The organism is Enterococcus sp. AZ177 (assembly GCF_050544585.1).
GTDB lineage: Bacteria > Bacillota > Bacilli > Lactobacillales > Enterococcaceae > Enterococcus_L > Enterococcus_L plantarum.
On the sequence record NZ_CP172944.1, the window covers coordinates 533691 to 556237 of the forward strand.

General features: G+C 37.3%; 24 protein-coding genes. 17 read left to right on the top strand and 7 right to left on the bottom strand.

Annotation, left to right across the window (positions count from 1 at the left end):
* Nucleotides 1-261 precede the first annotated feature (261 nt).
* Entirely contained in the window at nt 262-858 is a 597-nt protein-coding gene (locus tag IGJ34_RS02555) for a LemA family protein (RefSeq protein ID WP_430598056.1), read from the bottom strand.
* 335 nt (nt 859-1193) lie between these two features.
* Here IGJ34_RS02555 and IGJ34_RS02560 point away from each other — a divergent pair, with 335 nt between their 5' ends.
* From IGJ34_RS02560 to IGJ34_RS02570, 3 genes are all read left to right on the top strand, one after another.
* Nucleotides 1194-2081, top strand: a complete 888-nt coding sequence (locus IGJ34_RS02560) for an SDR family oxidoreductase (RefSeq protein WP_206849211.1) — start codon at nt 1194-1196, stop codon at nt 2079-2081.
* A 31-nt stretch (nt 2082-2112) separates the two neighbouring features.
* On the top strand, nt 2113-2547 hold the full coding sequence (locus IGJ34_RS02565) for a DUF2188 domain-containing protein (protein WP_430598057.1): 435 nt from the start codon (nt 2113-2115) through the stop codon (nt 2545-2547).
* Between the two features lie 237 nt (nt 2548-2784).
* Entirely contained in the window at nt 2785-3318 is a 534-nt protein-coding gene (locus tag IGJ34_RS02570) for a DNA-3-methyladenine glycosylase I (RefSeq protein ID WP_430598058.1), read from the top strand.
* Nucleotides 3319-4142: 824 nt separating this feature from the next.
* Here IGJ34_RS02570 and IGJ34_RS02575 read toward each other — a convergent pair.
* The 5 genes from IGJ34_RS02575 to IGJ34_RS02595 form a co-directional block, all read right to left on the bottom strand.
* On the bottom strand, nt 4143-5573 hold the full coding sequence (locus IGJ34_RS02575) for a 6-phospho-beta-glucosidase (RefSeq protein WP_430598059.1): 1431 nt from the start codon (nt 5571-5573) through the stop codon (nt 4143-4145).
* A gap of 170 nt (nt 5574-5743) precedes the next feature.
* On the bottom strand, nt 5744-7069 hold the full coding sequence (locus tag IGJ34_RS02580; protein ID WP_111246859.1) for a PTS sugar transporter subunit IIC: 1326 nt from the start codon (nt 7067-7069) through the stop codon (nt 5744-5746).
* A gap of 337 nt (nt 7070-7406) precedes the next feature.
* Nucleotides 7407-7826, bottom strand: a complete 420-nt coding sequence (locus tag IGJ34_RS02585; RefSeq protein WP_430598060.1) for an effector binding domain-containing protein — start codon at nt 7824-7826, stop codon at nt 7407-7409.
* Between the two features lie 166 nt (nt 7827-7992).
* Nucleotides 7993-8751: a MurR/RpiR family transcriptional regulator gene (locus IGJ34_RS02590; RefSeq protein ID WP_069653970.1), complete on the bottom strand. Its 759-nt coding sequence runs from the start codon at nt 8749-8751 to the stop codon at nt 7993-7995.
* A 147-nt stretch (nt 8752-8898) separates the two neighbouring features.
* Complete coding sequence (locus IGJ34_RS02595; protein WP_430598061.1) at nt 8899-10413, bottom strand: amino acid permease; 1515 nt, start codon at nt 10411-10413, stop codon at nt 8899-8901.
* 101 nt (nt 10414-10514) lie between these two features.
* Here IGJ34_RS02595 and IGJ34_RS02600 point away from each other — a divergent pair, with 101 nt between their 5' ends.
* The 14 genes from IGJ34_RS02600 (at nt 10515) to IGJ34_RS02665 (ending at nt 21876) form a co-directional block, all read left to right on the top strand.
* Complete coding sequence (locus IGJ34_RS02600) at nt 10515-10943, top strand: GAF domain-containing protein (RefSeq protein ID WP_430598062.1); 429 nt, start codon at nt 10515-10517, stop codon at nt 10941-10943.
* Nucleotides 10944-10957: 14 nt separating this feature from the next.
* Nucleotides 10958-11971 carry a sensor histidine kinase gene (locus IGJ34_RS02605; RefSeq protein ID WP_430598063.1) on the top strand — a complete coding sequence of 338 codons (1014 nt, stop codon included), beginning with the start codon at nt 10958-10960 and terminating at the stop codon, nt 11969-11971.
* Nucleotides 11968-12615, top strand: coding sequence for a response regulator transcription factor (locus tag IGJ34_RS02610; protein WP_069653966.1), 648 nt, complete (start codon nt 11968-11970; stop codon nt 12613-12615). The genes IGJ34_RS02605 and IGJ34_RS02610 overlap by 4 nt, the downstream gene beginning before the upstream one ends.
* Nucleotides 12616-12625: 10 nt before the next feature.
* Entirely contained in the window at nt 12626-13363 is a 738-nt protein-coding gene (locus tag IGJ34_RS02615) for a sirohydrochlorin chelatase (protein ID WP_069653965.1), read from the top strand.
* Nucleotides 13351-13785: a precorrin-2 dehydrogenase/sirohydrochlorin ferrochelatase family protein gene (locus IGJ34_RS02620; protein WP_430598064.1), complete on the top strand. Its 435-nt coding sequence runs from the start codon at nt 13351-13353 to the stop codon at nt 13783-13785. Before IGJ34_RS02615 ends, IGJ34_RS02620 begins: the two co-directional genes overlap by 13 nt.
* Nucleotides 13786-13960: 175 nt before the next feature.
* Nucleotides 13961-16363, top strand: coding sequence for a nitrite reductase large subunit NirB (gene nirB / locus IGJ34_RS02625; protein ID WP_069653963.1), 2403 nt, complete (start codon nt 13961-13963; stop codon nt 16361-16363).
* 1 nt (nt 16364) lies between these two features.
* Complete coding sequence (gene nirD, locus IGJ34_RS02630; protein ID WP_069653962.1) at nt 16365-16670, top strand: nitrite reductase small subunit NirD; 306 nt, start codon at nt 16365-16367, stop codon at nt 16668-16670.
* Between the two features lie 2 nt (nt 16671-16672).
* The gene (cobA, locus tag IGJ34_RS02635; RefSeq protein ID WP_430598065.1) at nt 16673-17653 is read left to right on the top strand and encodes a uroporphyrinogen-III C-methyltransferase; all 981 of its coding nucleotides are present in this window, start codon (nt 16673-16675) and stop codon (nt 17651-17653) included.
* Between the two features lie 253 nt (nt 17654-17906).
* Nucleotides 17907-18692 carry a formate/nitrite transporter family protein gene (locus tag IGJ34_RS02640; protein ID WP_430598066.1) on the top strand — a complete coding sequence of 262 codons (786 nt, stop codon included), beginning with the start codon at nt 17907-17909 and terminating at the stop codon, nt 18690-18692.
* Between the two features lie 47 nt (nt 18693-18739).
* On the top strand, nt 18740-19648 hold the full coding sequence (gene hemC / locus IGJ34_RS02645; RefSeq protein ID WP_430598067.1) for a hydroxymethylbilane synthase: 909 nt from the start codon (nt 18740-18742) through the stop codon (nt 19646-19648).
* Nucleotides 19645-20325 carry a uroporphyrinogen-III synthase gene (locus IGJ34_RS02650; protein ID WP_430598068.1) on the top strand — a complete coding sequence of 227 codons (681 nt, stop codon included), beginning with the start codon at nt 19645-19647 and terminating at the stop codon, nt 20323-20325. The genes hemC and IGJ34_RS02650 overlap by 4 nt, the downstream gene beginning before the upstream one ends.
* A gap of 129 nt (nt 20326-20454) precedes the next feature.
* A complete protein-coding gene (locus IGJ34_RS02655; protein WP_206835057.1) occupies nt 20455-20994 on the top strand; it encodes a dihydrofolate reductase family protein in 540 nt (179 codons plus the stop codon).
* 203 nt (nt 20995-21197) lie between these two features.
* Nucleotides 21198-21644 (top strand): CopY/TcrY family copper transport repressor, encoded by a 447-nt coding sequence (locus IGJ34_RS02660; RefSeq protein ID WP_430598069.1) that lies wholly within the window; start codon nt 21198-21200, stop codon nt 21642-21644.
* A 31-nt stretch (nt 21645-21675) separates the two neighbouring features.
* On the top strand, nt 21676-21876 hold the full coding sequence (locus IGJ34_RS02665; RefSeq protein WP_069653955.1) for a cation transporter: 201 nt from the start codon (nt 21676-21678) through the stop codon (nt 21874-21876).
* A gap of 132 nt (nt 21877-22008) precedes the next feature.
* Here IGJ34_RS02665 and IGJ34_RS02670 read toward each other — a convergent pair whose 3' ends face one another.
* Nucleotides 22009-22488, bottom strand: a complete 480-nt coding sequence (locus tag IGJ34_RS02670) for a GNAT family N-acetyltransferase (RefSeq protein ID WP_206849182.1) — start codon at nt 22486-22488, stop codon at nt 22009-22011.
* Between the last annotated feature and the right edge of the window lie 59 nt (nt 22489-22547).

Below are 22547 nucleotides of genomic sequence, written 5' to 3' on the forward strand. Positions count from 1 at the left end.
ATTTTTTATTCTGTCCTTGTGTTCAGCAGAAATTAAATCTGTCTGAGAGGAGTATAAGGCTGGGCTTACCAGATGAATGGTTTCAGCTCTAAATACTTGCGCCACCTCCACCAGAAGATCCACCACCTGGTTTAAATGGCCACCACCAAGCAAATAATTCTATCATGTAAAAACACCTCCTTTATTGTCCGCATTTGGCTAAACATTTTTATATCAACGAATAGATAGTGCCCTCTAATTTTTGGCAATATCTTATGAAACTTATTTTTGGGAAGTGCTAGTCGAATTATCAAAATTTACAGAAGGTACAGTACTTGCTGTTGGATCAGCTTTAAAGTAATCCTTCTTACCTAGACCTATCATATTTGCAAAGATATTTTTAGGGAAAGAAACCACTTGCTCGTTGTATTCTTTTACAACGTCATTATATCGTTTTCGCTCAACAGAGATACGATTTTCAGTCCCTTCTAATTGGGTCATTAATGTTTGTACATTATTATTTGATTTTAGTTCAGGATAATTTTCATTGATGACATTGATCAACGTTCCTACAGATTGGTCTAACTCTTGGCTAGCTTTTATTTTATCTGAATCATTGTTCGCAGAACCGTATGCTTCACGTGCTTTAGCAATATCACCAAAGACTTGTTGTTCTTGTTGCATACTGCCTTTTACACTGTTGACTAAGTTTGGAACGAGATCGGCTCTACGCTGCATCACGTTTTCAACTTGACTCCATTGAGACTCTACTGACTGTTCTTTCTTGGCTAATCCGTTGTATTGACTGACCCCGAAAACGCCTAATAAAACAATGACGATTACAGCAATCAAGCCAAATCTTGTTTTGTTGTTTTTCATGTCTTTTCCTCCTAAAATTTAAATTGTAACAGGATAGCTCGTGACGCTAGATAGTGATAAATACTTAAAGCAACGAGCATTTTTAATTCAATGTAATGTTATTGTAATGTTTTTGCAATCTTTTGGCATCCAACTTAAGACCTATTTTTTATAAATAAATGGTTGTATACAGTTAATTATAGGAGGTTTTAACGTATCAGCCAAAGAAATCCACTTTTATGAACGTTTCTTAAAGTATAAAACATATGATTTGTCAGCACTTATATTTTGTATTAGTGTTAAAGAGTAAGCTGGTAGTTACTTTTATTGGCAACAAATTTAGAGGAGGAATCAAGATGACAGAAAAAATTGAAAATCCGTTAACAAGATTCTACGATGGGAAATTTGAAAAACAATCACAAGAGGCACCTGCATTACAACAAAAAATGACTCCTGTACCTGATTGCGGAGAAACATCTTATAAAGGATCAGGCAAATTAGAAGGACGTAAAGCGTTAATCACAGGGGGAGACTCTGGAATCGGGCGTGCTGCAGCCATTGCGTATGCAAGAGAAGGCGCGGATGTAGCAATCAATTACTTACCTTTTGAAGAAGCAGATGCGAAGGAAGTCAAAGCCTTGATTGAAGCAGAAGGACGCAAAGCGGTTTTATTACCAGGTGATTTAAAAGAAGAAACATTTACACGGAAACTCGTTCATGATGCAGCAAAAGAGCTAGGTGGGTTGGATGTTTTAGTCTTGAATGCAGGAATGCAGCAGGCTGTAGAGCATATCAAAGACCTATCAACACAACAAATCATGGATACGTATACGACAAATATTATCTCAATGTATTGGGCAGTGCAAGAAGCTTTGGATTACTTGCCAAAAGGCGGGAGCATTATCACAACAACTTCGATTCAAAGTGCTGAACCAAGTGCAAATTTATTAGATTATGCTGCGACAAAAGGTGCCATCACTTCATTTAGTAAAGGCTTATCGGCACAATTAGCTTCTTCAGGAATTCGTGTCAATACTGTTGCACCAGGTCCAATTTGGACAGCGTTACAAATTTGTGGTGGACAACCACCAGAAAATATCCCTGAATTTGGACAGCAAGAATCGATTGGACGAGCTGGGCAACCTGTTGAATTGGCATCTGTTTATGTATTTTTAGCTTCTAATGAAGCAAGTTATGTCACAGGACAAGTCTATTCAATTACAGGCGGAAGTTTCTTTGCTTAATTGATTCCGTTATTTAAGGAGATGAGTCACCATGCCTTGGGATTTAAAGGATTATCCGAGTTCGTTTAAAAATATGGCCCCTCTGTTAAAAAAGAAAGCCATTGAGATTGCCAATGCATTAGTCAGTGAAGATTATCCAGAGGACAAGGCGATTCCGATTGCCATCTCTCAAGCTAATAGGTGGTTAGGTGAAGCAACGGATACTGAAAAAGCTGCTTTTAAGAAAGAGGCTGATCCTGAAAAAACGGACAAACATAGCGGTAAAAAAATCAACACAGATTTGTTGGATAATGATGTGTTGGTTTATTATCAGGAAAATCGATGGCATGTTCAGACAAAACAAGCTGAAAAAGCAGCCGACTCGTTTGATACGAAAGAACAAGCAATGAAAAGAGCAAAAGAAATTGCTGGAAATAAAGAGTCTAAAGTTATTGCTTACAAGAAAGATGAAAAGCCTACTAGTTGAGCATGTAAGAGCAGAGATTTGAAGAGGACAAATAAAATCAGGCAGAAACAAAAGCGTTTAGCTCCGAGAAATAAGAGGGAGCTGCTTTTTTCTCGCCATTTATTCGGATGTAGAACGCAAAACAAAACTGACTTTTGGTTTTGTTTTGCGTTCTTTTTTAGGTGGAATTTGACGAATTCGTATCGATAGTTTCTTTTGTGCTATGATAAAAGAAATAATTGAGTGTAGGAGATAAAGATGAAAAAGAATCAATCGTCAAAATTTGATTGGTACCATAATCAATGGGGCACCCCCACACAAGATGACCGTTTACTTTTTATTTTGCTTACTGTAGGAACCTTTCAAGCAGGATTAAGTTGGAAGGCAGCCGCTGGTAAATTAGACGTATTTTTACAAAACTTCCATAATATGGAGATTCAAAAAGTTGCTGGGATGATGCCGGATGATGTGGAAAAAATCATGCAAGACCCTGAAATGATTCGCAACCCAAGAAAAATAAACGCGACAATTCAGAATGCTCAAGCGATTTTAGCAGTGCAACACGAATATGGTAGTTTCGCAGAGTATATGTGGGATTTTGTTGGGGGTGTTCCTCGGTTGAATGTGTATGAAGAAGCATATGAAGTCTTAAATGTCACACCGTTATCTAAACATGTCGCTAAGGATATGAAAAAACATGGGTTCACCTTTGTCGGACCGGTTGTGACGTATATGTTTATGAAAGCCAGTGGGATGATTCAAGATGAAGTGTTGAATCGGGAATTAAAATAGCAAGGCAGAACGTTTTAAGTCTATAAAATCGAAACTTAGGTTTTTTAAGAATAAAAACAACTTGTGTAAAACATTTAACCTACACAATTTGTTTTTCATTTTTCAGGAACTATTCAGTTATAGTTCCTAAATTATCTTATTCAATCGTTCCCCAGTCTCAACCAATAATGCGCCAAAATTTTGATAAACCACAAAAATCCAACTAGATAGGCAAACAAAAAACAATCAGACCGGCACCTCATCGTTTTCAATAGACACACTCACACCAGAAGATGAAGTGGAAATTGATCAAGCAGTTGATTATTATTTAGCAATGGAAGGCTTCAATCCTATGATGCAAGCACGTGGGTTTGGTAAATATTGGTGGAAATCTCATTTATTCTAAATTTAATAAGGCTATAGATTCTATAGACGAATAAAAGAGGCAGAGGAACAACTTGGGAGATTAACAATTGTATTACAAATCAAAGTTGTTAAAAAACATTTAGAGGGGAAAAGCGTTGTTTAATAAAAAAGTATTCAAATATGTATATATCACTATTTTTATTCTATGGCTTATAGGTATTATATTAACCTTGAATTTAATGCCTATACAAGATTTTGGAACGCTAACTTATGCTCAACAAGTAGAAGCTCAAAAAGAGTATTCTATTCATTATGATCTGGGGATACTTCTAATTAAAATCAGTGAAGTTTGTTTTATCTTAGTAAGTCTTTATCTTGTATTTAAATGGATAATAAAAAGGCGTAACTAGCTAAAAGTGAGTGGATAAAACAAACGAAAATTGTTTGTTTTATCCACTCACTTTTTTTATCAAAAAATCTTACAACGCTTCACCATTACTCTTGATCACTTGCTGATACCAGTCAAATGATTTTTTCTTAGAACGCTTCAACGTCCCTTGTCCTTCATTATCCTTATCCACATAGATAAAACCATATCGTTTCTTCATCTCACCAGTTCCTGCAGAAACCAAATCAATAAAGCCCCAAGGTGTATAACCAATCAATGGAATACCGTCAAATTCAACCGCTTCTTTCATCATCTCAATATGCGCTTTCAAATAATCAATGCGATATTGATCATTGATCGTGCCATCTGCTTCAATTTCATCAATGGCACCAAAGCCATTTTCCACAATAAACAACGGCAATTCATAGCGCTCATTAAACCAGTTCATGGCATAACGCAAGCCTAACGGATCAATTTGCCAACCCCAGTCAGAGGCTTCTACATAAGGGTTCTTCACTAAATCTTTCGACTCATCATAATCAAAAGCAGGTCCTTTTTCATGATCTTTAATTGCAAATGACATATAGTAACTAAAGCCGATATAATCCACACACCCCTGGGTTAAATCAGTCAAATCTTGTTCTGTAATATCCAGATCAAAGCCTTTACGCGCCAAATAGTTTTCCATAAAGCTAGGATAATGACCACGAACATGAACGTCTGTAAACCAGTATCGTTTTTGCATCGCACTGACTGACATCATCATATCTTTTGGATCACAAGAATACGAATAAATGGGACACATGGCAATCATACAACCAATTTGAAAATCAGGATTGATCTCATGACCGATCTTGACTGCCTGAGCACTCGCTACTAATTCATAGTGAGCCGCTTGATACATGATTTTTTCACGATCTTCACCTTCTTGGTACTTAATACCAGAGTTGGTAAAAGGCGCAAAGTCTTCAGCGTAATTCGCTTGATTATTGATTTCATTGAAGGTCATCCAATACCTAACTTTATCTTTATAACGTTCAAAACAAACACGTGCAAACTTCGCAAAGAAATCGATCATTTTACGATTACGCCAGCCGCCATATTCGGTAACTAAATGATAAGGCATTTCAAAATGAGATAAAGTGATTACAGGCTCGATCCCATATTTTAAACATTCATCAAACAAATCATCGTAAAACTGCAATCCTTCTTCATTTGGTTCCGCTTCATCTCCATTCGGAAAAATCCGTGTCCAGGCAATGGATGTCCGGAAACAATTTAACCCAAGGTCGGCAAATAATTTTACATCTTCTTTGTAATGATGGTAAAAATCGATGGCTTCATGATTCGGGTAATTTTCCCCTTGTAAAACGCCATCTGTGATTCTTCTAGGTACGCCATGGGCACCGACGGTCATCACGTCAGCAACGCTTACACCTTTACCACCTTGATCCCAACCACCTTCTAATTGATGAGCAGCAACCGCGCCGCCCCAAAGGAAATTCTCTCTTAAAATTGACATATTCTCTTCTCCTTTAAAATTGTATGTCCGATCTTCAACAACTAGTGCCTTAGCACATGAAATGCGTAAAGATCGAAACATTTGAGTATAAAAACACTGCATAGTTGGGAGGAATTAGTTGAACGGAGTCAGCTATGCAGTGTTTTTTGAATCATGTTAGAACAAAATAGCTAAGCTTCTATCCCTTCCAAGACTTCTTCTGTAATCGGTTGATTTGTTTCTTGTGCATAGTTGATGGCATCCATTTTTCTAGCAAAAGGAAGATAAATAAAGAATCCTAATGTTAAGACAAATAATTGAAGTAAAGCTGCTTGCCAACCACCAACTAATAAACCAGAGATGATTGGAGGTGTTGTCCAAGGTACTTGAACCGCTGTAAACAATGGCACTAAACCGGTATACAAGGCAAAGTAAGTAATGACTGAAGACACGACTGGCGTAATAATAAACGGCAATGCCATGATTGGATTCATTACAATTGGCGTAGCGAAAACGATTGGTTCATTGATATTAAAAATAGCAGGCCCAATTGATAGACGACCTAGTTGTTTGAATTGAGCTGATTTTGCAAAAAAAACCATAAATACGACTAATCCCATTGTCATACCAGCTCCTGTAACAGTTAAAAATTGATCTAAGAATTGTTGTGTCACGATATGTCCACCATTTGCCACTGTTAATTCTTTTCCTGAATTTAGGATATCTGTATTTTCCAAAGAGTTTGCTTGTAAGATGGGTCCCATGATTCCGCCGACAATTGTTGAACCGTGTACTCCGAAAAACCAAAATAAAGGAACTAGGAATCCTAGAACTAAAGCCCCACCCAAGGAATCGGTCACCCCTTGAAGTGGCGATTGTAAAACATCATAAATGAAATCAAAGAACGTTGTTTTAAAGACTTTGTCAAAGAAAATATACACAAACATCGCACCGGTAATCAAAGCACCAGCAGGAATCAATGCTGTAAATGAGTTTGCTACGTTTTCAGGAACAGCTTCTGGTAATTTGATACGAATATCATGACGCAAGAACCAACTGTAAACCCAACCAACAATCAATCCAACAATAATTGCTGTGATCATACCCTTACCAGCAGTCCAATCTTTGTTAATAATGTTTCCGATCGTCACACCGCTATCTGCATCTGTCATTTCAGAAGACATAAATAAAATAAAGACAACAAGTGAAATCATTCCAGCAGGTAAGCCTTCGAAACCTTCAGTTTTTACATACGAGTAGGCGATCCCGATCACTGCAAAAACGGACATGATAGCAAAAGAGGCACCATACGCCTGATTAAAATAAACAACTAAACCACTATCAGTGATCCATTTTGCCACAGATTCGATCGGTAAATTAGCTAATAATAGAAAAATCGAACCGACGATCGTAAAAGGCATGGTATACAACATACCATTTCTTAATGCTGTAATCGCTTTAGTATTGACGAATTTTAAAACGGGTGGTAGAACTTTTTCATTGATCCATTCATTCATTCTAAACCTCTCCTTTGGTTATCTAACGTAACGAAAAATAAGTGCGTGTAGTAGTAGTTCAATTGAACGGCCGCTCTAATTTGAATCTACTGAATACGTTTACATTCATACTATAAAAGAAATCCTTCCTATTTAAAATAGGTAAAGCATGTTCAGAAACATGTACCATGTAAAAAAACAAAATCATCAAAAAGATGCAGTGGTGACCGAAGGCATTTAGGTTCAAATAATTGGCCTAAAAAACCCCACAATGCGGTTTATGCATTGTGGGGTTTTTAGGGAATTATTGAGGAACCTAACTTTTTTACACGTTTATTCAGATTGACATCCTGGACATTTATTTACGAATCGCTGGTAATTTTAAGATGATTTTTTTAGGGTCAAAATCAAGTAATTGAATAGTATGTGTGCCACCGATCTCATATTCGGGGGATTGATACAGTTCGGCATAACTAGCACCAATAAAGTTATCGATATCTGCTAAAGTGTCCCAAGTTCCTGTGAAGACAGCATAATCACCAGATTCAAGCGTAAAGGTACGATTTCCTTCATTCGCTTCGATAAAATAGTTGTATGTGCCATTGCGTTCATCAGGATCATTGATAATGATTGCTCTGACATTTTTTTTATCAGTTGGGAGAATCTCTAATTTCTGGTTATTCACTTCAATAAAGTCTTCTGGTGTTTTAGGAATAGCAAATTTGTACTGTTTTCCAGTGATCACTTCTGTATTCAAATAGTCGATGGTAATTGACATGAATAGTCACACTCCTCTTTTTTAATAGGCCAGATATCCTAGCATTGCTTGACTTTGTTTGGTGTTTGATAGGTGAAATCTCATCTCAAAAACCATAGCAACACTTCAGCATTTTGTCAAAATTTTGGTATCACGATCAGCATTAAATAGGATAGTCTGGTCGGTTCTACTTTTGACTCGCTTTTTCTGCAAATTCTTTACCTGCTTGATGGGCCAGGAGTTCAATCAAGGCAATAACAGGAATTTGCGTCGTGATGTTGATATATGGATCAGTATAAATCGATCGTTCATCAGGCATGTAATAAGAAATGTTGTAATCAGCTAAACGAGCAATCGTTGAATGCTCATCATTAGTAATGCTTAGAATTTTAGCCCCAGAACGTTTAAAATCAGTTGATTGTTTGATGATTTCGGTGGTTTCTCCTGAAACAGAGAGAATGATTGCTACTGTATTTTCAAAGCCTCTTTGTGGAATCGGTGTAAAAGGATCATCAATACTATAAGCATTAATACCCATGTTAGCAAAATAGCGGCTACCATAATTTCCTAAAATACCGCTTGTCCCGATACCAGAAAAAACGGTATGGCGAGCAGAGGCGATCATCGTGATTGCGGGTTTTAATGTTTCGTAAAAGGTTTGTTGATTCAGGCGTTTTAAAAAAGAATCAACATGAACCGTAGCATCATAGTATTGTTCAAAGGAATGTTCCTGTTGTTTTTCTTTTTTGATAGCATATTTTAATTCTGAAAACCCATCAAATCCCATTTTCGAACAAAACCGTAAAATCGTTGAGGTAGACACGTGACAATTTGTAGAAAGTTGACGAATCGTTAACATCGGAACATTGTCCATATGTTCTAATATATATTGATAAACAAGCATTTCAAGCTCATTTAACGACTGCACTTTTTCTAAATCAAACAAAAAGATCCCTCCTGCGCAAAGATTATTATCTCTTCATTGTATAAAGAAGAAATAAACATGTATTCAAGTTATATTGTACAGGAAACCTTTTTATTTCGCTTGTGATGACTATTTTTAAATCAATAAAAATAAAACAGTGAGGGGAAACTAATTCTCCCAACTGTTTCGAGTCAATTCTTTTCGCTTATGAAAGCGTTGATACAATAAATAAGCAATCAATGCAAATAGTAAAGGTCCAATCAATAACGTGAAACTTTGCAGTAGATTCCCTTCGGAAAGAGGGTGGTAAAGTTGAAAGCCGATCGCTAAGGCAATGCTAAAAATAACACTACTGCTAATAAGCGTTGCTACGAGAGGGGATTGAACCAAAATGGATGTTGGATCATCTATTAATTGTTTTCTCTTAAACGCTGGATAGGCAAGTGCTACTAATAAATAAGGAATGGCTCGTGAAATGTTGGTCATCAAAGTCAATTGATTATACAAAAAGACAACATATTGACTACCCAAGCTAATGCCTAAGATAAATAAACTGATTAGAATACCTTGAATTAGTAAAGCATAAATCGGCATATCGTATTTATTCGTTTGTCTTAAACGAGGATGCCAGTAATGGTTTGGCGTTCCCTCTACAAGAGTTCGAATCGGCAAATAAAAAATAGTCGATAGTAAACTGATATAAGAGAGTAATAAGGTTAAAGCTGTAAATCGAGTAAATAGTTGAGCTAGAAGTTGAGACTGAGCAGAAGACAATGAAAGAGCTTGACCACAAGCATACCCCAAATTCTCCATTAATTCATACATTAAATTTCCTAAATGAATCGTATGATTGGCTTTTAAACTAGTTAGATCCGTTCCACCGCTCCATAAAAGGATACCTAAAAAATAACAAGCAACAACGAACAAACTACTATAGATCAATAATTTAGGAAACTGTTTCTTTTGTTTTCCTGTTTTATCAACTAAACTTGCAATCGTATCTAAACCGCCAAAAGCGGTAATGGCAAAAATCAGAAAAGATAACTGTCTGACCAATGTTTGTTCAGAGGAAGAATCTATTTCAACTCCTTTAAAAATAGCAGTAAGATTTGGTAAAATATCCGACCGATTGGTGAGCCATAACAACAAATTACCGCCAAGGCTGGTAACAATCAAAATAGTCATCAAGATCCCGCTGAAATATAACGTAGAAGCAATGCCTTTAAATCCTCTGCTGACAAAAAACAACATCACAGCAACAGCAAAGATAGCGAAAAGACCAATGAGAATAGACGTCGATATATTTGGTATAGAGGTGCTTTTTTTTGTTAAATCTTCACCAAAAAGTAAAATGGATAAGGGAATCCAAACTTTCATAAACAGACTGATCATCCAAATAAAATAACTGCAATACCATAAAAAAGCAGCAATAAAAGCAATTTTTTCAGAGAGATGACCCGCGAGCCATTGGTATAATCCGCCAATATGATTTTTATAAACCCCTGTAAATTCTGCTATAATAATAGCGTAGGGAATAAAGTAGAATAAAGCCGCGCCAATAAAATAAGGAAAAGCTTTGATACCCATTAAGAAAAAGGCAGTCGTCATACTTGAAAATGAAAAAACAGTCATAGTAATGATCATGACCAAACGTTTGGGACTAAAAGTAGTTGTCGTTTTCATAAAAAATCCTTCTAAAAATAAGATGATGTTGGCTTAAGAATAAGAGAATCATTCGTAAAAAACAAGCTTTTTATCAAAAATTAGGGAATAGGAGTAGTCAAATGACGGATCAAATTCAACAAAGAATCGATCAACTAAAAGAGGAACTCCAAGTTGATTTTATCGCTTTAGCGCTATCTACACTCAATGAAATGACAAAAGTACGTATGATCCGCTGGAAGTATGTATCTGGCAACACCAATCAACAGTATCAACGAATTCGGCTACAAGTTGGGAAGGGAATTGGTGGCATCGTTTGGCGAACGGGCAGAGCATACCAAGCGACAAATCTACAAAAACAACCAGGGAAATTAGTTGAACTACCCATTACTCGGATGGAAAAATTAAAGACAATTGCAGCTTTTCCAGCGCTAAAACGTGGTGAGGTAAAAGGTGTTTTGCTAATAGGGTATCGAAAAACAACAATTATTAATGATGATTTTTTGGCAGTTGCACAAGGCAAAACAGATGAAATCGCTGTTTATTTATAGGTGAAAAAATGAAAATGAGCATAATGAAAAAAGTATTTGAAGAAGCAAAAGATGCATTGTTTTTGATTGAAGTCACGAAATGCATCAAAAAAAATAAAGCGGCATCTGAATTAGCCGAAACCTACCCGTTTACGTTAGAAAAAGTTTTGGATATAGCCAAAGGGGAAGGCTGTATGCTGCATTCAACGATGGAAAAATGTTTAGACTGTGAAGTAAAAGCTGATTGGGATCAAGCTGCATTTCCTTTGATTTTGGAGGATTTAAAAGGGCGACAGGAACAATTCAGTGGCAGTTATACGGTCATTGATCTGCATACTTCATTGTTAAGTATTCGTCGTCTGGCAGTCCAAGATCGTCTGCAGCAAGTGATCCAAAACAAACGATTGATCGAATACGTCAATCAAGCCCACGAAAATGAGCGCCGCGCCCTTTCTCAAGAACTACATGATGGCTTAGCTCAAAGTATTTATAGCCTGATGCTAGAAACGAGACAATTAAAATGGCAGGATCAATCAGAAGTCTTGTCCACAAAATTACAAAAAATCGATGAAGATTTTGTTGCGTTACTCGGGGAAGTAAAACAACTCGCTATTGATTTAAGACCGACAGCTTTAGATGATTTAGGCTTGATTCCAGCAGTTGAAACGTTATTACATCGTTTGACAGAAACAACTGGATTGGCGCTTCATTTTATTCCGATGATTGAAAATAAACGATTTCCTGACAGTGTAGAAACAATCACTTATCGTGTAGTACAAGAAAGTGTGATGAATAGTGTAAAGCACGCTGCAGTGGAGGAGTTATGGGTAACCTTGAGTGAGCAAAACGGTCATGTGGTACTCACCGTTCGGGATCATGGCAAAGGCTTTGATTTTCAAAAAGTAAAAGAGAACAGCCAAGGGTTAGGTCTTTTAAATATGCAGGAAAGAGCAGAATCAATCGGCGGACGCCTAAGCGTTCATTCCGAAAAAGCAGAAGGAACTACAGTGACATTATGGTTGCCTATCCAAGGGGAGGTCGTACAATGAACATTATAATAGCAGATGATCATGCAGTCGTTAGAAGTGGTCTGCGTTTGTTGCTAGAAAGTCAAAAAGAGATCACCGTCGTAGGAGATGCAGCGGATGGCACCGAAGCATTTTTACTTCTTGAAAAATATCCAGTGGATGTGGTTTTAATGGACATGAGGATGCCTCCAGGTGAAAATGGCTTACAAACAACACGACGAATCAAAGAACATTTTCCAAAGGTGAAGACGATTATTTTGAGTATGCATGATGAAGAAGAATACGTTCGCACAGCTTTAGAATACGGCGCAAAAGGCTATATTCTCAAAAGTTCGCAAGATATTGTTTTATTAGAGGCAATCAAACAAGTGGCGGAAGGAAACATTTCAATCGACCCACTATTTGGTTCTTATACTAAAGACCATTGGCTAAAAAAAGCGGATAATGAGGAACAGGATGAAAAATACCAACGTCTATCCAAAAGAGAACGGGAAGTTTTACCGCTCGTTTCTTTAGGCTACAGCAACAAAGAAATTGCGGAACGATTATTTATTTCCGTGAAAACAGTCGAAGTTCACAAATCCCATGTGATGAAAAAATTAGAAGTTGAAACATTCAGTGAATTATTGCAATATAGTATGAAACATCAATTAATCGACTTATGAGGTGAGAAAAATGATTGGTATTCTTTATGTATTTCATGGCAGTCAAAAAAACGAAAAAAATCAGGCTGCAAGGACATTTATTCAACAACTGGAAAATAGACTTGATCCACGTTTGTATCAAGCAACGGCATTTTTAGAAAACCACCCGGATACGATTGCCAGTATTGCTGAAAACATGATCAAAAACGGCGTAACCAAAGTGATCGTTGTGCCAGTACTATTATTTGCTGCTAAACATGCTTTAGTGGATATTCCAGCTGAACTTGAACCAGTAAAAAACAAGTATCCAACTATTCAATTTAGTCAAACAGAAACATTTGGTAGTAAGGTAGGCAGTCGTCAAGTTTTACTGGAACGATTCCAAGAAGTAGCGGCTTCTTATCCAGATGAAGAGTTAGTGGGAATAGTAGTGGCCCATGGCACCAAACAAACTACTGAACCACAAAACGTTTTAACTGAAATCGCAAAAGACATTCAGCAACAAGTTGGATTTTCGATTATCCCGACAAGTCTAAAAGGGCAAGAAGATTTTCTAGCAGATATCAAAAAACAATTATCGAAGCAACTAAAAATAGTGATTGTGCCCTTCTTTTTATTCGATGGGCATTTGATAACAAATATGAAAAATAAATTAAGCGAAGCGTTCCCAACAACTGAATTTACGATCACGCGAACGCTAGAGTTCGATCCACGAATTTTAAGTGACTTGGAACAAATCGTTACAGAGGCAGTCTCATGTATCCAATAATGCTCGAACTAACAGGGAAGAAAATCGTTATTATTGGTGGTGGGCAAATCGCTTTACGAAAAACAAAAAGGATTTTAAACGCTAATGGAAAAGTAACCTTGGTTGCACCTGAATTTCTGGATGCATTTTATGAATTAGAAAATGTCATGATAATCACAGCAACATACACTGCTGAACAGATCAAAGAAGCCCATCTAATTTTTGCGTGCACAGATTCTAAAGCAGTCAATCATCAAATCGTCAACGATGCCTCTGAACATCAATGGGTCAATGACTGTAGCCAAAAAGAAAATAGTGATTTTTATAATATGAGTACGATTGAACAAGAAGAGCATATGATTGCCTTATCTTCTTATGGAAAAGATCCTGAGTCCACAAAGAATTTGAGAAAAGCGTTGATGCATATTCTTGAAAAAAAATAAGTATCTATTTGATACCAAGCTACTTCGCTTCTTTTGGCGAAGTATTTTTTTAGTACATGCTCGTGAGTTATTAGGTAATTCCCTAATAGTCAAGGTTTGTCATTCTTGCTATTCTAAAAAAGACAACGCATCGATTATATTGCTCAAAAAATCACAAAAGGAGAGTTTACATAAAATGAAAGAAAAGCTTGTCTTAATTGGAAATGGAATGGCTGGTGTCCGTACGATTGAAGAAATCTTAGACCGTGATCCTGATCGCTATGAAATCACGATCGTCGGGGAAGAACAATACCCGAATTACAACCGAATCATGCTAAGCAATGTCTTACAAAAGAAAATGACGGTTTCAGAAATTATCACCAATCCACTCGAATGGTATGAAGAAAATCAGATTGAATTAATCAATCATGATCCTGCTGTTCAAATGGATACAAACAATAAAAAAATCACCACACAATCTGGTAAAGAAATACCCTATGATAAATGTATCTTGGCAACAGGTTCTAGAGCCTTTATTTTACCTATTGAAGGGGCTAAATTGCCAGGAGTTGTTGGGTTTAGAACAATCGATGACACAGAAAATATGCTTGAAGCGGCTCAAAAATACCAAAAAGCAGTTGTTATCGGCGGTGGGTTACTGGGCTTGGAAGCGGCAAAAGGATTGCTAGATCAAGGGATGGAAGTCACAGTCGTTCATTTAGAAAAATGGCTGATGGAAACGCAATTAGATGAAAAAGCAGGAAAAATGCTACAAGCTGATTTAGAAAAACAAGGATTAAAATTCTTAATGGAAAAAGCAACTCAAAAAATTCTTGGGGACACTCGTGTTACAGGATTAGCATTTAGTGACGGAACAACGATCGAAACCGACATCGTCGTAATGTCGATCGGAATTCGTTCAGAAACAACGCTAGCAAGGACAACAACGATCGAAGTAAATCGTGGAATCGTTGTGGATGATTTTATGAAAACCAATAGTCCAGATGTGTTTGCAGTAGGTGAATGTGCGGAACATAATGGCAATGTTTACGGCTTGGTTGCACCGTTATTCGAACAAGGAAAAGTGCTGGCTGATGTGTTGACAGACAAAGAAACCAAACCATACCAAGGTAGTACTACATTTACTTCGCTAAAAGTTTCTGGTTGTGATTTATATTCTGCCGGAACTATTCGAGAAGCAGAAGGCATCAACAGTATTGAAGCATTTGACGGAATCAATTACACGTATAAAAAGATTTTTGTGAGAGACAATCAAATTGTCGGTGTTGTTCTTTATGGAGATACAAGTGAAGGCAATCGCTATTATAATATTCTAAAGAAAAACGAAAGCATTGAAGACTATACACCGGTTTCTCTCTTGCATATGGTAGGTGAAGAAGCGAGTGCGGATGTGAGTGAATGGCCAGATGATGAAGTGATCTGTGGCTGTAACGGCATCGATAAACAGACAATCATGACCGCAATCAATGAAAAAGACTTGACCTCTGTGGCAGATGTGACCAAACACACCAAAGCAGGCGGTTCTTGTGGAAAATGTAAATCAGTGATTGGCGATGTTTTAGGGTATGCATTAGGTGGCGAAGTCATTTCAGCGCCAACTGGAATTTGCGGATGTACAGATTTAACGAGAGATCAAATCGTGACACAAATCTACGCAAAAGAACTAACTTCTTCTGAAGAAGTTTATCGTGAACTGAATTTTATTAATCCAGAAGGTTGTCCAAAGTGCCGACCTGCAATCAATTTTTATTTAAATGTTGCATGGCCTAAAGAACACGAGGATGAAAAAGAATCTCGTTATGTCAACGAACGGCTATATGCTAACATCCAAAATGATGGTACTTTTTCGGTGATTCCAAGAATGCGTGGTGGAAAAACCAACCCTCAGCAATTACTGTTGATTGCCAAAGTTGCAGAAAAATACGATGTACCGATGGTCAAAGTAACCGGTAGCCAACGAATTGGCTTGTACGGTGTGAAAAAAGAAGACTTGCCAAAAATCTGGGAAGAATTAGATATGAAAGCAGCAGGTGCTTATGCAAAAGCGGTTCGTTCAGTGAAAACCTGTGTGGGTGCGAATTTCTGTCGTTTTGGTACGCAAGATTCAATGGGACTTGGAATCAAGCTAGAACAACGGTATGAGTTTATTGATACACCACATAAATTCAAAATGGGTGTTTCTGCTTGTCCGAGAAGTTGTGTGGAAAGCGGCGTGAAAGATTTTGGCATCATCGGCGTGGAAAATGGCTTCCAAATTTATGTTGGCGGAAATGGCGGAACAGAAGTCAAAGAAGCGGTATTACTAACGACTGTGGAGACAGAGCAAGAAGTAATCGATATTTGTGGAGCTATGCTGCAATATTACCGAGAAACGGGTATCTATGCAGAACGAACTGCTCCGTGGCTAGAACGTATGGGCTTTGAGGTTGTAAAAGAAGTATTGTTAGATGCTGAAAAACGTCAAGAATTGCTAGAAGCACTTGAGGAAGCAGTTGCAGGACGTCGTGGAAATCCTTGGGACGAAGTGGTTGAAGATCATAAAACACAGCAAGAGTTATACACAGTGGGGAGAGTATAAAATGGAAAAAATTTATGTTGGGCAATTAGAAGAGTTAGCACCTAGAATGGGCAAAGAAGTGATCGTTGGACAGCAGAAAATTGCTGTATTTCGTTTAAGCGATGATCGTGTTAAAGCAATTGAAAATGTTTGTCCCCATAAACAAGGACCGTTAGCTGAAGGAACCGTTTCTGGTGACTATGTATTTTGTCCATTACATGACTATAAAATCAATTTGGATGATGGGCAAGTCCAAGAGCCAGATGAAGGGTGTGTTCGCGCCTATGAAACGATTGTCGAAGATACCCTTGTTTATGTCATGGTGTAGCGATGGGAAAAGTTTATTTTGTTGGAGCAGGTTCTGGCGATCCTGAATTACTAACACTAAAAGGGAAAAGAGTACTGGAATCAGCAGATATAATCATTTACGATCGGCTGGTTCATCCAGTTTTATTATACCTTGCCAAAGATTCGGCGCGTTTTATTTATAGTGGAAAATATCCCAAACATCATGTATTAAAGCAAAGAAATATCAATCAATTATTGCTAGAAGAAGGACAACGAGATCAGATCGTGGTGAGGTTAAAAGGCGGTGATCCAGGTATTTTTGGTCGTGTAGGAGAAGAAATCAACACACTTCAAAATGCAAGAATCAGCTATGAAATCGTTCCAGGGGTTACCGCTGCTTCTGCTGCTAGTAGTTACAGTGGCATCCCTTTAACGCATCGTGAGCACAGTAGTAAAGTAACGCTTGCAACGGCTCATCGTCAAGTAGGTGAAACAATTGATTTTAAAGGACTGACGGAAAACGGGACGATGTGCTTATATATGGGTGTCGAAAAAGTGAAGAGCACACAACAAAAGCTTTTAGAGCAACATGTTGCGCCACAATTACCAGTGGCAATCGTTGAGTGGGGAACTTTAGGTCGTCAACGTACAGTCACAGCAACCGTTCAAACGATGACTAAAGTAATCGAAGCAAATAAAATCCAAAACCCTTCCCTAATTATTTTGGGTGATGTCGTTTCTTGTCGGAATGGCGCGGATTGGTATGAGCAATTGCCGTTGTTTGGGCATAAGATTTTGTTGCTTGATACTGAGAAAATCACTTTTGAAACGATTCTTACTTATACGCAAAAAGGAGCAGATGTGTATGGGATTCAAGTGGGTGACAATCGTGACCTACGGTTTGATGAGGTGCATAAACAGTATTTGAATGATCATTATTTTGATGAAATGGTGTATTTGGATCAAGATTTAATGACAATGTACAAAGATCAATGGTCTGTTTTAAATGAACAAATTAAGTAAGCTTCGCGGGCTAGATTCTCGAGAAAAAGATAAAAATGGAATGTGACAAAAGCGCCACAGTCAATTTTTCCTATTTTCTAGTCGAATCTAAACGAGCCTGCTACGCTTTTAAATCTATCTAGCTTCGCGGGCTAGATTCTCGAGAAAAAGATAAAAATGGAATGTGACAAAAAGCGCCACAGTCAATTTTCCCTATTTTCTAGTCGAATCTAAACGGGCCCGCTACGCTTTTAAAGTAAAGGAGATAAATATTATGGGTTCACTTCAACCACCAGAAATAGTTGATGTTACAATTGAAAAAGGTGTTCAAAAAGCGCGGGCTAGTTTTTTGACTTTAGCAGTGTTAGGTTTTTTAGCAGGTGTTTTTATCGCTGTTGCAGGAATTGCGATGATCCGGGCAATGGGAACGATGCCCAAAGAATGGGGGTCGTTAGTAAATGTGATTGGTGCAGCTGTTTTTCCATTTGGATTGATTTGTTTATTATTAGCCGGAGGAGAGTTGGTTACTGGCAATATGATGGTCGTATCAATGGCGCTGTTTGCCAGAAAAATCAGTGGGAAAGAATGGTTGAGAAATATTGTGATCGTGACGATTTTCAATCTGATTGGTTCTTTATTTGTAGCCTACTTTTTTGGTTATTTAAGCGGTGCTTTACAAGGGGATTTTGCTGAACGTGCGATTCAAGTTTCGCTAGGCAGAACCAAAGATACGTTTTTACAAGGGTTTCTTTCAGGGATCGCTTGTAACTTTTTAGTGAGTACAGCGGTGTATTTAAATTTTGCAGCCAAAGATTTTATTGGCAAAATCGTGGGGATTTTCTTACCAATTATGGGGTTTGTTATCTGTGGATTTCAGCACGTTGTAGCGAATATGTTTTTGATTCCAATGGGGATTTTATTAGGTGGCAATACGTGGGCAGCTTTTGGACAAAATATGGTTAGTGTCTATCTGGGAAATATCCTTGGTGGCGGCTTTTTTGTAGCAGGTCTGTATTTTTTTGCATATAAGGTTGGCACAGGCCAGTTGTCAAAAAAATAAAATTTAGTATGATGAAAAGATGAGAAAAGAAAAAGGAAGTAAATGAAATGAAAACCGTCCGTGTCGGCACCAGAAATAGTCCATTAGCGATGAAACAAACAACGATTGTTCTAAATTTATTAAAAAAAGTACATGGAGATTTTCCGGTTGAGATTGTACCGATGACCACTAAAGGAGATCAAATGCTTTCAGTCAGCTTATCTAAGATTGGTGGAAAGGGATTATTTATCAATGAAGTTGAGCAGGCTTTATTGAAAGGGTCGATCGATTTTGCGGTCCATAGTTTAAAAGATATGCCAGCAAAAGTCGCAGATGGATTGACATTAGCCGCAATTCCAGAAAGAAGTGATCCAGCTGACTGTCTGATTTTTAGAGAAAAAACCTCTTTAGACGAGTTGCCAAAGGGCGCTAGAATTGGGACGAGTAGTCTACGACGAGAATTTCAAATGAAAAATCTACGGGAAGACCTTCAAGTAGAATCGATTCGAGGAAATGTGGGAACTCGTTTAAAACGGATGGAAGAGCAAGGTTTAGATGGTATTGTGTTGGCTGTAGCTGGTTTAAAACGATTGGATTGGTTTGCGGAACCAACACATCCCTATCTTTTTTTAACCTGTGAACAATGTATTCCAGCCGTCGGACAAGGAGCTTTAGCTGTGGAATGTCGCGGTCAAGACCACGAGATGAAGGACTTTTTAAGCCCAATCGATGATTCGTTAACTAGAAGCTTGGTCATGGAAGAACGTAATTTTTTGGCGGTGTTAAACGGAAACTGCGATATTCCTATCGGAGCTTTTGCGGTCCAAGAACAAAATGGCTATCGTTTTTCGGGATTTTTAGGAGATAAAGAGTTAGAACAATCGTTTACTAAAAGTATCGTTGTGCAAGATTTAGCAGGTGTTGGAAAGCAAATAGCCGAAGAATTATTAAATGAAATGGATCGGGAATCAATATGAATAATATCCTTTTAACCCGTTTGATAGAAGATAATAAAGAAGATCGTTTCTATTTTCAGCAAAAAGGATTTGAGACAGTTGAAATCCCATTGATTCGATTGGAAAAACGAGAAGTAGGACCGTCATTCGAATCAATGGTAAAACAAAGCGAATGGATTTTTTTAACAAGCCAACATGCAGCTGTCTTTTTTTTGCAACAAATAAGCAAAAGTACTCTTCAAATGAAAAAATTCGCTGTAATTGGTGAAAAGACTGCACAAGTTCTTTTAGCCAGTGATATAAAGCCAGTATTTCAGGCCACCTCTCCGACGAAAAAGAATTTAGTTGAAGCTTGGACAGCCAATTATGTAGTTCCAACTAGAATTTTTTATCCCAAAAGCAATTTAGCAGATAACAGTGGAGAGAAAAAATTAATAGCTAGTGGGCATCAATTGTTTACACCAATTCTTTACGATAATTATTTTCCAAAAGAAAATCAACGATTGCTACAGGAGTGTTTACTGATGACAAAACTAAAGGCAGTTTATCTAGCAAGTCCGTCGTTGTGGCAGCGATTTTTATCTGTTTTTAGAACGACTGAATTAAAAGAAATGCCTAAACTCTATTGTTTAGGTGAGACAACAAGGCAAGTTATTATAGAGGACGGTTATGAAGCAACTTTAAGGTGTGACATATAGTTGAAAGGATGATGGAGTTGCCTTTCAGCTCTATTTTTTGTCAGCCAAACGAGTTGACGAATGTTCTAAATCAGGTACAATGAATAGTTCAAAGGCTAAACCTATTTTGAGCTAGATGGAGGTTCTTTTATGAGTAGAGAAATTATTCTATATATTGCAGCGAGCGTTGATGGCTATATTGCAGAAGCAGATGGTAGTATTGACTTTTTAGGCGGTGGAATTGAATTAGTTGAAGAAGACACTAGTTACCAAGAATTGATGGAAAAAATCGATACAGTCGTGATGGGTCGAACAACCTACGATCAAGTCGTCAATGACTTATCTCCGGAGCAATATCCTTATGAAGAGCAAATATCCTATATCATTACAAGTCATCCAGAGGAAAATGCTGAAAAACTAATTTTTACGAACCAAGATCCTGTAGCCTTGGTCCAAGAGTTAAAAAAACAAGAGGGGAAGGCGGTTTGGATCGTGGGCGGTGCTAGTATCATTGCACCATTAGTAGAAGCAAAATTGATCGACACGTATATTCTTACAACTATTCCAAAGATCTTAGGGAAAGGAATTCCGTTATTTAATGAATTCAATGGATCTGTAGAGTTAAAAGTAGAGCAAGTGTATGTGAAAAACGATATGGTCTATACAACGTACTCAAATCAGAATCATTAATTTCCAATGAAAGGAGTAAGAAGCGTAAAACACCGACCGCTGTTTTACGTTTTTTTATATTGTTTTACGTTACTGAATGGTATTCGAAAAGGACTGAAAAAATCTTCCTTTTGACAATGGAAGAAAAAAGAATTATTATTAATATATGAGGTGACTACATATGTAGTTCCTTCGTGAAGAATTCGGTAATAAGGAGACTTTTTATGTCAGATAAGAGAAAATCATTGACTATCACTGACGCAGAATGGGAAGTCATGCGTGTTGCTTGGGCGACACAAGAAACAACAAGTAAAGAAGTAACAGATATTCTCAATAAAAAAACGGACTGGAAAAGTACTACGGTCAAGACTTTACTGAGTCGTTTAGTGGAGAAAGGGATGCTGGGAACTACTCGTAACGGCAATAAGTTTACCTATTTTCCTTTGGTAGAAGAACGCAAAAGTATTGAGGCGCTTTCTGAAGAATTATTGACCAAGGTGTGTAGTAAAAAGGTCGGAAGTGTTCTTGCCTCAATAATCGATGAGACTATTTTAAGTTTCGATGATATCGAACAATTGGAAAGACTATTGAAAGAAAAACGAAAATCCGCCGTAAAAGAAGTGCCCTGCAACTGTATACAAGGTCAATGTCAGTGTCACTTAGTAAAGTAGATAAGATCAAAATTAGAAGGAGTGTTTCTCAATGGAAAAAACTGTAACGATCAACGGCATGAAATGTGAGGGGTGTGCTACTATCGTCAAAGAAAACGTTGAAAAAATTGAAGGTGTTCAATCTGTCAGTGTTGATTTGGCGAAAAAATCAGCCGTAATAACAAGTGATAGAGAAGTTTCAAAGGATACTTTACAAGAGTCATTATCCGAAACAAAATTTACTGTTGCGTAGGAGCGTAGCAAAAAAACATCTACTGAGAGTTTACTCTTGGTAGATGTTTTTTAATAACATACATTACTGAAATTGAGGTCTCACTGCACTTAATCTAGAAAAACTCTAGTTTCAAATCGATAAAACAATCACTTACTGTTTATCTTTACGATAAACCATCAAATAATTCATCAGCATTACGCCATTACGATAGTTTACTTTTTGCTCCACTAATTCAAATCCAAGTGATTCAAAAAAAGGTTTCGCTGTGATGGATGAGTAGACAGTCAGTTCTTTTACGCCACTTTTCAATGCATGAGCCATCAAATCTTGGGCTAGCATCTTACCGATTCCGTACCCAATCCATTTTTTGTCGACATACAATAAATCAAGTTCACCTGTGTCGGTAATATTGCCAAAGCCAATCACTTCCATGCGATTCAGCGCAACAATACTATAGGTCGATGAGAGTCTGGCATCCCATTTTTCATAATCAGGATCCAGCTGAACCCATTGTTCGATTTGTTGTTGTGTATAATCTTTTTTATTAATTGCTTGAACAGTTCCGTTAAATATAGCAAGTATGTTTTCTAAATCAGATTTTTGGTATTTTCTTAAACTGAATACAGTCATTATTCCTTCACTCCTATTCATTATGACTAGTTTAATCACATAAGAGAAATATGTCAAAG